Annotated in this window: 9 protein-coding genes and 3 pseudogenes; 7 read left to right on the top strand and 5 right to left on the bottom strand. The window is 69.3% G+C overall.

From position 1 onward, the window contains the following. Positions 1–292: 292 nt before the first annotated feature. Positions 293–646 (bottom strand): annotated as a pseudogene (locus ACIQCJ_RS02635) (LacI family transcriptional regulator); the annotation flags it as partial. Positions 647–1,011: 365 nt separating this feature from the next. Here ACIQCJ_RS02635 and ACIQCJ_RS02630 point away from each other — a divergent pair. From ACIQCJ_RS02630 to ACIQCJ_RS02605, 6 genes and pseudogenes are all read left to right on the top strand, one after another. After that, positions 1,012–1,387: pseudogene (locus tag ACIQCJ_RS02630) on the top strand (hypothetical protein). Between the two features lie 438 nt (positions 1,388–1,825). After that, positions 1,826–2,398 carry a S1 RNA-binding domain-containing protein gene (locus tag ACIQCJ_RS02625; RefSeq protein ID WP_402710492.1) on the top strand — a complete coding sequence of 191 codons (573 nt, stop codon included), beginning with the start codon at positions 1,826–1,828 and terminating at the stop codon, positions 2,396–2,398. A 22-nt stretch (positions 2,399–2,420) separates the two neighbouring features. Then, on the top strand, positions 2,421–2,894 hold the full coding sequence (locus tag ACIQCJ_RS02620; protein ID WP_402710491.1) for a hypothetical protein: 474 nt from the start codon (positions 2,421–2,423) through the stop codon (positions 2,892–2,894). A 321-nt stretch (positions 2,895–3,215) separates the two neighbouring features. Then, positions 3,216–4,133 carry a hypothetical protein gene (locus ACIQCJ_RS02615; protein ID WP_402710490.1) on the top strand — a complete coding sequence of 306 codons (918 nt, stop codon included), beginning with the start codon at positions 3,216–3,218 and terminating at the stop codon, positions 4,131–4,133. A gap of 490 nt (positions 4,134–4,623) precedes the next feature. Continuing rightward, a complete protein-coding gene (locus ACIQCJ_RS02610; protein ID WP_402710489.1) occupies positions 4,624–5,151 on the top strand; it encodes a hypothetical protein in 528 nt (175 codons plus the stop codon). 104 nt (positions 5,152–5,255) lie between these two features. Next, positions 5,256–5,420: pseudogene (locus tag ACIQCJ_RS02605) on the top strand (nucleotidyltransferase domain-containing protein); the annotation flags it as partial. 434 nt (positions 5,421–5,854) lie between these two features. On the opposite strand, the gene ACIQCJ_RS02600 reads toward ACIQCJ_RS02605, so the two are convergent. The 4 genes from ACIQCJ_RS02600 to ACIQCJ_RS02585 all read right to left on the bottom strand — a co-directional run bounded on the left by ACIQCJ_RS02600 (position 5,855) and on the right by ACIQCJ_RS02585 (position 10,845). After that, positions 5,855–7,216, bottom strand: coding sequence for an AAA family ATPase (locus ACIQCJ_RS02600; protein ID WP_402710488.1), 1,362 nt, complete (start codon positions 7,214–7,216; stop codon positions 5,855–5,857). Beyond that, positions 7,213–8,721, bottom strand: coding sequence for a hypothetical protein (locus ACIQCJ_RS02595; RefSeq protein ID WP_402710487.1), 1,509 nt, complete (start codon positions 8,719–8,721; stop codon positions 7,213–7,215). Before ACIQCJ_RS02595 ends, ACIQCJ_RS02600 begins: the two co-directional genes overlap by 4 nt. After that, positions 8,718–9,734 (bottom strand): hypothetical protein, encoded by a 1,017-nt coding sequence (locus ACIQCJ_RS02590; RefSeq protein ID WP_401314236.1) that lies wholly within the window; start codon positions 9,732–9,734, stop codon positions 8,718–8,720. Before ACIQCJ_RS02590 ends, ACIQCJ_RS02595 begins: the two co-directional genes overlap by 4 nt. A gap of 253 nt (positions 9,735–9,987) precedes the next feature. Continuing rightward, complete coding sequence (locus ACIQCJ_RS02585; protein WP_402710486.1) at positions 9,988–10,845, bottom strand: hypothetical protein; 858 nt, start codon at positions 10,843–10,845, stop codon at positions 9,988–9,990. A gap of 250 nt (positions 10,846–11,095) precedes the next feature. On the opposite strand from ACIQCJ_RS02585, the gene ACIQCJ_RS02580 reads away from it, so the two are divergent. Next, positions 11,096–12,802 carry a DUF6119 family protein gene (locus tag ACIQCJ_RS02580; RefSeq protein WP_402710485.1) on the top strand — a complete coding sequence of 569 codons (1,707 nt, stop codon included), beginning with the start codon at positions 11,096–11,098 and terminating at the stop codon, positions 12,800–12,802. Positions 12,803–12,810: the final 8 nt, after the last annotated feature.

The following is a 12,810-nucleotide window of genomic DNA, read 5'->3' as shown; positions in this document are numbered from 1 at the left end:
GGAACCGGCTCTCGTGAGCGGAACGCCCGCGCCATCACAGCGGATCAGGATGAGGTCCCGGTCCCGGTCTCGTCACGGCGACGGAGAGGCTGGGGATTCGAGCTCCGCCGTTCCCCGCTCGGAGGGCGGCAGTTCAGGGGTGTTCCGGGCCAGCCTGGGGGGAAACCCGGTGGAGGATTTCAACTGCCTCTGCTCGTACCGGACTTCACTGAGAGGCGTTGCCCGGTGAGAGCTCAGCAGCGCGTCGAGCGCCGCGGCCGGGGAGCCGGGGTTCATTTCCCCGGGCGGGGATGCCGGGCCGGATGAACTGCGTCTCCAGGCCCATGAGTTCACCCCAGCGGACACCGGTGTAGCCCTTGGTGACGACGGCGACGAACTCGTCGTCGCGTCCGGTCAGCAGCGCGGCGCGCTCGGCGATGAGCAGGATGCCGAGCGCGTTTGTGATCACCTTCTCCGGCCCACGGTTGCGCGACCGCCCGGCCCCCTTGACGCGTCCCCTGCGCCGCGCGGCCGGGTCCGTCTCGCGCAGCCCGTCGTCCACGGCGTCACCGACGATCAGGTGCAGGGTGCTGCGCCAGGTCGTCAGGGTGGCGGCCGCATAGCCTCGCTCTTGGCGTTCCCACTGCTCGACGTGGTGCCGGTTGATCTCGCCGACCTGACGGACGGCAAGGTGCTGGCCTCGGTCGGGGCGAGCGGCCGTTCCTCTCGGACCGGGTGATTGCTCAGGCTGACGAAGCGTCAGCGCATCGCTTTACGAGCCTGGTTGAGGACCCAGCGGCGCGCGACTGGCGAATGCATGAGCCCTCCTCTCTCGGCTGTTCGGCGCGGCGGTCAGGTGGCGGAGGTGCTGTTGTACCTCGTCGTCACGGCGGTGGGGAAGCGTATTCAGGTGCGACTTTCCCTGGTCGGGCGACTGCGCCGGGACGTTGGCACGGAATCGCGGACGCATCCCGGCGGACCGTGACGAGAAGTCGGTTGAGCGCCAGGACCCCGGCTCGGCATACTCGCGCGATGACCGACGATGCGCCTTCCGAGGCAGCCGAGGGCTGGTGGGACGAGCCCTGGTACCGGGTCCGCACGGATCGCTTCGTGGCGTCCTTCCTGCCGAGTGCGGGCGAGGATCTGGACGCGGTGTGCAACGTCGACGTCGAGGTCCGCCTCACTGACGGCTCACGCTGGAGCGCGACCGTATTTACCGTCGCCGAGGTGCAGCGCCTGATGGAAAGGTGGGCCCCAGACCGGTGAGGAGGCGGGAGGTCGCTATTTCTGGTGCTCGGACGGGCTGATCGTCCGCGAGGCCGGCACCGCCAATATGACCGAGGCGATCAGCGGCGTACTCGACGAAGGCGACTTCGAGCAAATCCTCCGGCGACTGGAGGACGAGTAATCGCCTTATGACTGCGCCGTGGTGGCCTGGGCCTTCCGGCACACCGACGCCGGGCTACGGGCCCTCCGCTCCTGGCCGGTAGTTCGGATTCGGCTGGAAGTCACCGTAGATCTTCCCGAGTGCGTTGACCTGCCACGCTCCGATGATGGCCTCGGGGGGGGCACGTCCCCGTTCGGGTCGTCGACCATCTCCCCGTCGATCTCGTAGACCCAGCCTCCAGGATTGGCCCTGGCCTCGTCGACCAACTCCGGCGGAAATTCCCGCTGGCCGGCCCGTTTTCCGCTGAACATCCCCATGCCCCACCCCTACCCGGCGCCAGGAGCTATGGACACCAGATCGCCCGCCCGAACCGCCTGGACCTGCTGTCCCCGTAAGCTGCGGGCCAGGGCAACAGCCTTCCGTACGGGGCGGTCGGTGTGAAGCTGAAAGGTGAACCGCATGAGCGGCGTGCCTGAGCACCCGGAGCTGTGGGCCTTCCTCGCATCGCTGGCCCCGGGCGCGACGCTGTCCGGCACCGTCGCGGTGATCGAGCCGTTCGGGGTCTTCGTAGCCCTTGACGACGGCCCCAGCCACCCGCTCTTCCCCGGCGTCGGGTTCATCACCTACCCCGAACTTTCCCGGCAGTCCTTCGACGAGGCAACCGAGGTTGTCCAGGTCGGGCAGCGGGTGACGTGCGAATTCCTCCAGTTCGACACGTGGAACCTGGAGGCCAGGCTGTCACTGCGTGCGATGCAGCCGGACCCCTTCCAGGGGTTCGCCGACCGCGTCGTGGTGGGGCAGGAACTGCGCGGCGAGGTGACCAAGGTGGTGCCGTTCGGCGCCTTCGTCCGGGTCGACGGGATCGAGGGAATCGAGGGGTTCGTTCACCGGGAACACCTCATTGCAGGGCCCGAGGAGGTGCTGTCGGGCGTCGTCCGCATCGGCGAGGAGATGACGCTCGTCGTCACCGAGGTCGACAGGACCCGCCGCCGGCTATCTCTCTCCCGACAGGGACCGATCACGGACAGCTGATCACGTGCAGTAGAACAGCGACATGGATGCCGCACTCCTCGAACAGTTGCTGAACGATGCCTTCGACAGCGCAGTGGTGCATCACGGCTACACCAGCTACATGCGGGACTACGAGGTCATTGTTCACATGACGGCAGATCCCCGCACCGGCATCGAACCGGCCTACGTGCGGTACCTCTTCAAGTACTGCGTCGAAGCCCGCTGCCAGACGACGGTGCAGCCGGAGACCTGGCGTTCCTCGCTGGACGAGCGCCTCATCGACTACGAGACAGGCGTCGACCTCGATGGATACGTCTGGGGCGTGAAGTGGCACGCCCTCTACCCGGGCGCCACCGTCCTCTCCGAGTCCGAGACCGCACGTCGTTGGAAGCAGAGCATCGGGATCGACTTCCATGAGGTCTGCATCGAGACCAACGCCCACCGTCTCACCCTGGTCTTCTCAGATCTGCAGGTCAGCGAGCTGCCGGTGGGTTACGCGCCCTTCACCACGGAGTGACCCGCCGGACCGTGATCCCGCGGGGCGCCAGGACCATACGGGAATCGGCGTCGCAGGCCCATCCGGGAAAAGGGTGTACCGTCCGCTCCCACCGCCGGGCGCAGCTCGGACCGCTGACCGAGGGAGGACGCCGTGTACTCGCTTCACGCCGACGTCGGCTTCCTCGTTCTCGGGAGGAACGTTCCGCCTGATCGCAAGTCGCCCAAGAGCAGTCGATCTTGGGCGAACCGCGTGGTACGTTCTGTCACCGACGAACTCAATAGGGTGACCCCGGCAGCGCGCCAACGCTCCGGGGTCCGGCACAAGGAGTCCAAGCTCCCCATGCAGATTCATCGTAGCCGCCATACGCGCGGCTTCACGGTCCTGCCCAACGCGTTGTTGCAGGACCGGCGGCTGTCCTACACCGCCCGCGGCCTGCTGGCCGACCTCCTCTCCCGCCCCGACGGCTGGCGCGAGGACGGCCGCCACATGGCCGACACCAGTCCGCAGGGCCGCATCGCCGTGGCAAAGGCCCTGCGCGAGCTGACCGCAGCCGGGTACTACCGCGTCGAACGGGTACGCCGCCCGGACGGCACTTTCGTCAGCGAAAGTCACGTGTACGACACCCCGCACACCGCGTACGCGACTGCCCAGGTGGTGCCGAGTGCCGTACTCCCGGGCTCCGGTCGACCGGCCGACGGCGCGCGTGACGCCCACCCCGTAAAGGACCGTGGGAAAGAACCCACCCTTCCCGTCCGGCGCGTGGCCCTGGGCGGGCGGCGCGAGACCACGCCCGCACCCCCAAGTCCGGCACTCGCCGAGGCGGCAGCAGTGCTCCACACGGTGACCTCGGCTGAGCCCCGCCTACGCCTCGGCGCGGCAGAGGCCATGACGCTCGCGCCGCTGGTGGGGCCCTGGCTGGAGCGTGGCCTGGGTCCGCGTGATCTCGGCTTCGCCCTGCTGGGCGGCCTGCCCGAACGCGTCCACAGCGCGTCTGCCCTCCTGCGCGACCGTCTGACCCGCAAGCTGCCCCCAACCGTCAAACCGGCGGCCGTATCGTCGCGGCCCCGCCGGTACGAGTGCTCGGCGTGTGCGCGCCCGACTCCGTACGACGGCATCTGCCGCACCTGCGCAGGCGCGGACGCCGTGCCGCCCGACGCCGTCGACGAGCGCGCCCGTACCGCCGCCCGGGGCCGCGCCCTGGTCCGCGCCGCCCTCAGCGACCGTCACCCGCGCCCGCTGGCCGGCGCGAGAGCCTGACCTCGTCTTTCGCGGCTGCCGCCGCTCCGCGCCCGTCCCAGTCCCGACGCGCGCCCCTCCCCCGACCCACCGGGTGATGCCGCCTGCCCGCGCTGACGCGCGCGCCGCGCCGCCCACCTCCACATCCGATGAGCTGGCCGCCGTCATCGCCCACGCCCACCCGGATTCCAGCCAGGTGAGCCGCGCCGCCGCCCGCGAGGCGATCCAGGCAGCGGGCTGTCCGCCGGCAACGACCACATCGCCCAAGACCAGCCTGCGTCGCCCAAGGGCTGAGCCGACGAAGGCGGTGGGGGTACTCGTAGATCCGGCGCAACCAGCCCCCGAGCGCCCGCACCGCCGACCCTCCCAACGCCCCGGAGCCGCCCACAGGAGAAACGCCCCACGCCGACGTCGCGGCCCGTGCCACCTGGACCTCCACTGCCCTCGCAGCGTGCCAACAGGAGGAGGTAATTCGCCCAGCTTCGACGCGACCGGCCGGTAGCGTGACGCCGTGACTAAGGAAGGGCGGCTCTACGAGTACGTGGGGCCGCCGGAGCTGAAGGCCCGCGTAGTGTCCGGCGACGAGGGCCAGAGGATCCGTACCTCCGAAGATCTGTCCAGGTGGCTCTCCACCCAGGGGCTGGAGGAGTCGGCGGAACCCTTCACCTTCGTGGTGGGCGTTGACGGCCTGCTGCGCCTGGCGCCCCGCCGCAGCGAACACGTGTCATGTTCCGGCGCACAACCGGTGCTCAGCGCAGGCGAAATGACCTTCGCCCAGACCCTCGGAGAGTGGGTGGTCACCGAAATCAGCAACCAATCGACGGGATACTGCCCGGATCTCGCCTCATGGCGTGCCGTCACTGCCGCTCTTATCCGTATCGGCGTCGCGCACCCGGACGGCTTCACTCACGGTGTCGTGTTCCGGCGTTGTCCTGGCTGCGGGCAGGTCAACATCGTGCGGGAAGAGGACTTCGTCTGCGTCTTCTGCGAGTCGATCCTCCCCCAACATTGGAACGTGGACGGTGACGGCATCGACTGATCTGCTCGCAAAGGCTCTTACCCGCCGCGTCCGATAGCCCTAGGCCCCAGCTTCCAGGGTCAAACCGCGGTGCGCTCGATCGACCCTCAGTCGACAATCCCCTCATGGACCCGATCGATGCCGCACGCGCCGATGTCGAAGAACACCACCCCGGCGCACGGGCAGCTTTCCTCGGCGGCAGCGTCATCACGGATCGGCGTACGGCGACCTCCGACCTGGACGTCGTCGTCCTGCCGGACGGCGAGCCGGCACCCTACCGGTTGACCATTCACCGGCACACCGGATAGTGCTCCGCGTCGCGGACCACCTTGTCCAGCTGCGCCGCGAAGTGGTTGTCTGCCAACCCGCCTTCAAGTACGTCCTTCCGCGGAACACATGCCTTCCCTAAAGCCGCCAGGCTCGCTGCCATGCCCCTCCTTGCCCCCCCCAACAGCGTGCGCATTGCGTCACGCTTTGACTACGCGTCAGGTTCGGGTCAACGGCGGCGCTTAAGCCGTGAACTCCAACTGCTCGTAACGGAGTTGAGCATCAGCCGAGACCCTAGGGAGGCTTGGGTGCCCCGCCTCGGCCTTGATGCCGACAGCGCGCTCGGCCTGCTGACCGGCGGTACCCGAGCGAACCTGGCACCGCGTACGAGCCAGTGCCCGCCAGGGCTCGCGATCCAAGTCCACTGCCGCCCGGCCAGCCGGCAACGATGCCTATGTCAGGCCTGGACACGATGGGCCGGGCGGCTGAGGTGCTCCATGACGATCTGGTGGGCGCGCCAGCCGTCGGGGAATTTGGGCGGGACGTCGAGGTGGACGGGCTGGGTGGAGGGGTGGCGGTCGAGGAGGTCGGTGATGCCTGCGCGGGCGAAGACCAGGCAGGCGTGGCGGTGGCGGGACAGCAGGACGCAGAGGCGCCCGGTCTCCAGGTGGAAGGCGCTGGCGTCGACGCGGCCCGAGAGAGGGTGCCAGACGAGGGTGACGTCGAATTCGCGGCCCTGGAGGCGGTTGGCGGTGTCGACGGTGACGCCGACAAGCTGCGGATGGGCGAGGAGACGGCTTCGTACGGCCTCGGCCTGGTCGTTGTGCGAGACGCCGATCGCGATGCGGGACGGGAGCAGGGTCCGGCCCTCCGGCGCCTGCTCACAGAATGTGGTGGTGCCGCGGGTCAGCAGTCGTAGGGCGGATTCCGCGAGGGCGTCGGCGAGTTCGCGGTCCGTGCGCAGCGTCTGCCGGGCGGGCAGCTCGTAGTAGCCCCAGCCGGTTTCGGCGGCGGCGTCGAGGGCGAGGTCGACCGGCGTCCGGCCGAGCGTCGGCAGGAGTGCCATGTGCCGGTCGTCCGGGCCGGTCCCCGCGTCGAAGCTGGTGAAGGGGTAGAAGGCCCGTCGGGTCAGTTCGGCGGCCGAAGCTGGCAGCCGCCAGGAGACGGGCAGGGCGTGCAGCGCCGTCGTCGGGTTGTGGGCAAGCGTCACGTCCACCGCGTTGTTCAGCGGATTCCAGCTGAGTCCGTGCCACCGTTCGGTCGCCACGGTGCTGAAGGGGTCCAACTGGCCGGGGTCACCGACGAACAGGGCCTTGTCGAAGAGGCCCGCGCAGGCGAGGAGAGCGTCGGAGCGCATCTGGTACGCCTCGTCGATGATGGCGAGCGGCCAGTGACCGTGGTCGTCGGTTATCCACGCCCACTTCGCCGCCGTCGCGATGATGACGGGCGGGCGGGTCTCGAAGTCGGCCATCCTGCGGGCGCCCATGACTCTGCCGAGGGCGACGAGCCGCGGAGCCAGAGATCCGCTGCTCTTGAGGAGCCGGCCCACCGTCAGCGCCGGATGGCTCTCGACGAGACGCTGGGCCAGATCGTCGACCTGCTCGTTCGTCTGGGCGACGATCATCACCTCGTGCCCCTGCGCGACGAGATGGGCGGCCGCCCGGACCACGAGCGTGGACTTTCCTGCCCCGGGCGGCGAGTCGACGACGAGCCCGCGGGACGTGCCGGCCGCGAGTTGGTCGATGCCGGCCAGGATTGATCGGACGGCGTCATCGGCCCGTTCACCGGGCGTAAGGGACGCAGATGCTGCCGTCGTCATTCCCAGACCTCATTGGCGTCGTCGTCGGTGGGCCGGTGGGGAGGCGGCGGACCGCCGTGCGTCCAGGGCGTGGCCTCGTCATCGGGGAGTGCGGCGGGCATGCTGAAGAAGGACACGGAGGTGTAGCAGACCTCCTCGCCCAGCGCGGGTACGGAACCCGGCGGCGCGGGCGGCCGTTGGGAACGGCCCATGCCTTTGCTCAGCTCCAGGTCGATCTCGTACGGCCCGTCGCCCTCACCTCGGATCGCCAGGACGGTGGCCTCCTGGGCCTGGCGGGCGGGACTCCGGACTTCGTCGCCGACACGGAACCGTCCTGGCCCCGGCACCGACAGCGTGATCATCGGGCGCAGCGAAACCCTGTTGGCTTTGCTGAGCACCGTCCGGTCCGGATCGCCACCGGTCACCGTACCCACCACCGCCTCGCCGGTCAGTTCGTATTCGGCCATCACCAGCGGGTCGTCCAGCGCGCGTTCGGCGTCGAACCGATTGGCTGCGTCCTCCAGTCGCGCGAGGCGACGGGCGGCGCCGGAGGCATGGTCACGCCGGGCCTGGGGCAGTCCGCCCGATGCGAGGTACTCGGCGAAGTAGGTGAAACGGTCGCGGTCGTTCTGCCAGCGGGCGGCGAGCTTACCGGCGGGGGGCACGCTCCTGAGGAGGTCCAGGGCCCGCCACATCAGGTCCCACGTGGGAAGGAGTTGTGGCAGCAGCTGGGCTTCGAGCTGCCGTACGGCGGCGGCGCGGCGGCGCGAGTCGTCCGCCTTGTCGACCGCAGCGTAGAGATCGACAAGGATACGGTCGAACTCGGGGTCGGTCGCGGGCCCCGCCGGTGGGACGTTGGCCGGGTCTTCCGCCCAGCGGGCCGCCGTGGGTCCGTCCCACCCTTTGGGCGGATCGATCCAGCCCATGAGCGCCGGCAGATGAGCATCCTCGACCGGGCTCTGTCCCGTTGCCCAGTGTGCGGAAAGGACGCGGGTAAGGGCGAGTTCCAGGCTGGAAGTGGCGAATTCGGCCTGGTCCGCGAACCACGTCAGCCACTGGCCCAGTCGCGGCACTCCGGGATCGACCGCGTACGGGCCCTCGGTGCGACGGAATCGGGTGGACCGTCCGAGCAGACGGAGGAAGGCTGCGGCGCCGGGGTTGGGCACCACAAGCTGCGGAGCGTCGGTGCACCTCACGCGCTGTTCCTTCTTGGCTCCGCGGCCCGCCTCGTAGGTCTCGGTGTCGGCAGTGAAGTCGTCCAGGTAGGGAAGAAGCAGTGCGGCGAACTCGGCCGTGAGCCGAAAGCGGTCGGTGCGGTTCTTGGGCTGCGGAGCGACGAGAAGTCTCGGTTCCCCGCGGTCCGCGCCAACCAGCGCTGCGAGGGGTGCGCACGCCTCTCCGGCGAGTCCGAGGGGGATGACGACGAACGGCCGGTCGGCGATGTGGGTGTGCCGTACGGAGGTGATGGGCACCGCACGCCGGTCGGCGGCGGCCTGAAGCGTGGCGATGACGCCGAGAGTGCTCATGCGGCGCCTCCGCCGAGTCGCCGGATCCGAAGATCAGCCGCGGTCCTGAGCAGTGCCACAACCTCTTCCTGCGCCTCCGAAATGTGCCCTTCGCCGTGGGCGAGAGCATGCGCGGCGGCGGTGCTCTCAAGCCCGGGAAGGCTGTCACGGACCGTACTGCCGAGATGGGCGGGGTCGCCGTCGCCCACCGCCGAGTCCCGGCAGTATCGCGAGAGTTCGCACATGTCGAGACAGCGCGGGCCGTAGAGATGCGGAAGTTCCTCGACGGTGTCGAGCAGTTGCGAGACCCTGGCCGCCGGACGGCCACCGTCCACGGAAAGGTCGAGGGTGGCACCGGGAGAAAGAGTCGCGGCCCGCGCTTCGACCGACGCCAGGCGTGTCAGCTGGTGCTGTACGGCGTCGAGTTGCTGCCGCAGGTCGACCAGTTTGCCGTACGGCCGGTTGCTGAAGTCCTTCGGCAGGACCAAGAGGAAGCGGTCGGAGACCAGGTCGGCCGCCACGTCCACGCTTCGGAGCGTCTCGCGCAGGGCGAGGACGTAGACGGCGGCTTGCTTGGCGGCCTCCGCGACCTTCCCGGGATCCGCCTGTCCGTCCACGGCGGCGAAGGACCTGATGAGTACGACATAGAGCTGGTCGTCGATGCGGTGGCTGACAGCGTCGGGCTCCAGGTGGGCGGTGGTGCCCGCCACGTCCAGGGTCAGGATGGGGTGGTCGAGGATCAGCCGGGATTCGCGGTCCTGTGCGATCGCGCGGAGAAGATTTCTCGTTTCCGCCGCCCGCGGCGCCGCGTCCTCGTTGCCACCGACCGAATTGAGGTCCGCCACACCCGCTTCCGCCACGGGGACTCCCAGCTCGGACCGCAGGAGGGTGATCAACTCGGCGTATCCGTACGCCTTGAGCTGGTCGGCGAAGGTGCGCTGGCGAGTGATGGCGAGCGGGGACTGGCCGAAGGGGGCCGGATTCCCGAGCCGGCGGGCCAGCTTCATCTTGTCGACGCCCGCAGCGTCGATCACCGCACGGCGTTCACATCCGGGATTGACGGTCAAGGCAGTGATCTTGCGGGCCGAATACGGCTGTCGCGGCTCGTTTCCACGGAGCCGGTTGAGTAACCCTGGACCGGTCGGGGGTGGGGTCGGTGTCGCCATGTACCTCTCTCAGACACAGTGCACGGAGGGCCACCGCACGGTGGACCCCCTCCCGGCGATCGGGATCGGGCACAGGAGAGGCGGCGGGACTCGTTCTCACCGGCCGCTCCGAAGCGGGTCATCAATTCTCGGAGCCGGAATCGGCCTTGTCGACACCGCCCACTCTGGCGGCACCGAACAACAGACGTGCTGGATCGGTCAATTGCTCGCGGGCACGCGCGGCGGCGGCCCGCCTCGTCGCGTCGTCCGCGTCGGCATGGACCGCGGTTTCCGCCTCCGCCGCCTCCACCACACGGGTCGCGTCCGGGCGGCCGAACCCCTCGTAGGCGCCCGGGATGTTCAGAGCGAACCTCCTCAGCAACGCCCAGGCAGGGAGAGTCGGTTGATGGCCGGCTCGTTCAATCCGTGCCACCTGCTCGCCTACACGTTTGGCGTGCGTCAGAAAGTCGACCCGCGGGCCGAGGGGGCCGGAGATCCGCTGCTCCAACGACCATGTCGACACCGCGAGCAGGCCCCGCACCGGGGTGAACCGGTCGTGTGTCAATGCCGGGCAGATGTAGTACGGCCGCGCGAACGGCTGCGCCACGAAGGAGCGTTCCTCGTCCCGCCGCAGGGAGCCCAATCGGGCGGTGACCACGGGTTCGGACAGGAAGGCCGCGTGCGTGGCGGCGATCAGTTTGGGGCCCGCCGGGGCATCGAGGATGGTCAGGGCCTGGTGGGCCTGTTCGCGGATCGGGACGGACGTCGATGACTGAGGTGCGCCGCCGGACGGAGGAGGCTCGGCCTCGACGGCATAGAGGCCGCCCGGCTCACTGAGTTCCTCGCCCTCGTCCACGACTCTCGTGTACTCCGCCAGCACGGCGCGGAGCTTGTCACGCAGGCGCTTGGCCTCGTCTTTCTCCCCGCGTCGGTTCGATTCGCTGATGGCGGTGCGGTACTCCACCATCCGCGCTTCCAGCTCTTCCAACGATGCGGTCATGACGGCAGACTACCGCGCTCCCAGTCGATGCTTCAAGATTCCAGTAGTTCCAATAATTTGCGTTAATTCGCGGGAAGTGGTTTGCTGGTTCCATCGGCTGCTCCGGCAGGTCCTCTTGGCAGGGCTCGAGCACCGGTACAGCTCCCTCCTGGTCTCAGCGCGCCCGGCCCCGTGGCCGTCGCCCCCGACGCCGAGTTGTCGGCGTACGACCCGCATGCCAGCACCGCCATCCCGCAGGAGCAGTACAGCCATGTCTCGATTCGTCCCTGAACCGGTTCCTCCCTCCATCGCCACGTCCAACCGGACCCTCTACCGGCTGACCGGTGTCGAGCCCACCGTCGAGGCCATGCTCGACTGCATCCCCGCGGACAAGCTCGATGACATGGGTGCGGAGATCCAGGTCCTCAGCCACTACGACGTCCCCGCCATCGCACTGTGCGGCAGTTTCGCCAAGGAAGAGTCGACCTGGTGCGCCGGCTTCTCGCGCCTCACCGGGTGGGAGGTGCGCGAGCCGTCGCGGCGCGGGGCGGCGCTCATCATGCTCGCCGTCGACGGCGAGGTCTACGTCGTCACCTTCGGCGACGGCTTCCGGCTCGTGCCCGGCGAGTTCAAGGACCGGCGGTTCGGACTGCGGTTCGTGATTCGCAGCGTCGACCCCGACGACATCCGGGCGGCCGTCTCCCGTACGCCGGGTCAGGGCCGCACCGACATCTCGATGCTCCCGGGCGGGGCACCGATCGGTGTCCTCGCGCTGGACACCTTCACGAAGCTCGTGGACAAGCTCACCGGCCGCTTGAACCGGCCTGAGCTGACGGTCGCGCTCAGCGGTGACGGGCGCGTGCGCAGCGCCGAGGGCGGCAGCGGTCTGCGGCTCCCCTACGGTGCCGACCCCGCCGCGCTGATCAGCGACATCCGCATCATCGCCAAGGTCTCCAGGGAGGAACTCCCGCTCCCGGAACTGGAGTTCGTGGAGTCCGTGACGCCTGTCCAGGAGCAGGAAATGATCGCCTCGCTCAATCTCGCGCTCGACGCCGCCCTCGGCACTCTCGGCGGAGTGCGCGCCACCGCGACCGTGCCCAGTGACAGCCTGGACGACATGGACCAGGTCCGCGCCGTCGGCGTCCGGTTCGGCACCCGCGAGGACCGGCACTTCAGCGACGCCTTCGACCTCGACTACGTTCTCGGGAGGCTGCGGTTCCACCGTCCCGGCCACCGCTTCCCAGCGCTCGAGGACGGCCAGGTCACGCTGTACTCGGACGACCGCGCCCGGCCCGGTGACATCATCCGTACCGACCCGCTGGCACTGTGGATCGAGGCCGATCTGCTGCTGGACGACGGTCGGCGCTTCGTCTTCCTGGAAGCTCGGTGGCACGAATTCGACCAGGCGTATCTGGGGGGCCTGGCCATCACCACCCGACGCGTCATCACCCCGACCCCTTCGGTCGACCTGCCGCCCTGGCGGGACGGCGACGACGAGCATGCCTACAACAAGAGCGTCCAGCGCGAACGTCCCGGCTTCCTCTGCCTCGACCGGAAGAACGTCCGCACGCCGCTGCACCGGAAGAACGGTGTCGAGGTGTGCGACCTGCTCGCCCCTGACAACACCCTGGTGATGGTCAAGCGCGCCAGCGGCTCGGACGCGCTCAGCCACCTGTTCAGCCAGGGCATCGTGGCCGTGGAGGCACTGCTCAACCAGCCCGAAGCACGGGCCGGCTTCGCGGCCAAGGTCGAGGAGCTGGGCGACGGCCGTCGCCTCCCCGAGGGCTTCCTCCCCCACCGGGTGGTCTTCGCGATCCTCCTCAAGGGGCACGACGCCCTGACCGTCGACACCCTGTACCCCTTCGCCCAGGTCGCCCTGGCCCACGCGGCGCGCACGCTCCGGTCGTACGGCGTGGAGGTGGAGGTCGTCGGCATCCCGCCGGAGGGGGAGGCGGACGCCGGGCAGCAGGCGGCGTGATGCGCGTG

Origin of the sequence: Streptomyces sp. NPDC093221, from assembly GCF_044753885.1 — a bacterium.
Lineage (GTDB): Bacteria > Actinomycetota > Actinomycetes > Streptomycetales > Streptomycetaceae > Actinacidiphila.
This window is presented reverse-complemented; position numbering and strand designations above follow the sequence as displayed.

Bases quoted from the DNA above. Each gene is read 5' to 3' on its own strand.
- ACIQCJ_RS02625 (WP_402710492.1), top strand. From the start codon at position 1,826: ATGAGCGGCGTGCCTGAGCACCCGGAGCTGTGGGCCTTCCTCGCATCG.
- ACIQCJ_RS02620 (WP_402710491.1), top strand. From the start codon at position 2,421: ATGGATGCCGCACTCCTCGAACAGTTGCTGAACGATGCCTTCGACAGC.
- ACIQCJ_RS02615 (WP_402710490.1), top strand. From the start codon at position 3,216: ATGCAGATTCATCGTAGCCGCCATACGCGCGGCTTCACGGTCCTGCCC.
- ACIQCJ_RS02600 (WP_402710488.1), bottom strand. From the start codon at position 7,216: ATGACGACGGCAGCATCTGCGTCCCTTACGCCCGGTGAACGGGCCGAT.
- ACIQCJ_RS02595 (WP_402710487.1), bottom strand. From the start codon at position 8,721: ATGAGCACTCTCGGCGTCATCGCCACGCTTCAGGCCGCCGCCGACCGG.
- ACIQCJ_RS02585 (WP_402710486.1), bottom strand. From the start codon at position 10,845: ATGACCGCATCGTTGGAAGAGCTGGAAGCGCGGATGGTGGAGTACCGC.
- ACIQCJ_RS02580 (WP_402710485.1), top strand. From the start codon at position 11,096: ATGTCTCGATTCGTCCCTGAACCGGTTCCTCCCTCCATCGCCACGTCC.